This is a genomic window from Rhodosalinus sp. K401 (genome assembly GCF_041365735.1).
Lineage (GTDB): Bacteria > Pseudomonadota > Alphaproteobacteria > Rhodobacterales > Rhodobacteraceae > Rhodosalinus.
The window spans coordinates 1-343 of record NZ_JBGFSI010000065.1 but is presented as its reverse complement, the minus strand read 5'-3'; the positions used below and the strand labels follow the sequence as shown (position 1 = coordinate 343).

Here is a 343-nt window from a genome sequence, read left to right as displayed (position 1 = left end):
CTGTTTGTGTGATACGCCGTAAAGTTGGCGGTCGCAGACAGCGGTGCATAAGGCGGATCGCAATAGACGACGGATGCATCATCTGCGCGCGCCATGCTATCGGCGTAAGACTCACAATAGAAAAAGGCATTCTGCGCTTTTTCAGCGAAGTGATACAACTCTGCTTCCGGGAAATAGGGTTTTTTGTAGCGGCCGAACGGCACGTTAAACTCACCGCGCAGATTGTAACGACACAGGCCGTTGTAACCGTAGCGGTTCAAATATAAAAACAGTACCGCCCGACGGAACGGATCCTGGCTTTTGTTGAACTCTTCGCGGAACTGATAGTAAACCTCGGCGCAAT

The 343-nt window shown here is 51.0% G+C and carries 1 protein-coding gene; it reads right to left on the bottom strand.

The features are described 5' to 3' along the window. Positions 1-343, bottom strand: a 343-nt coding sequence (locus tag AB6A66_RS17560; RefSeq protein WP_371056912.1) for a Dam family site-specific DNA-(adenine-N6)-methyltransferase, incomplete at both ends; no start/stop codon positions are given.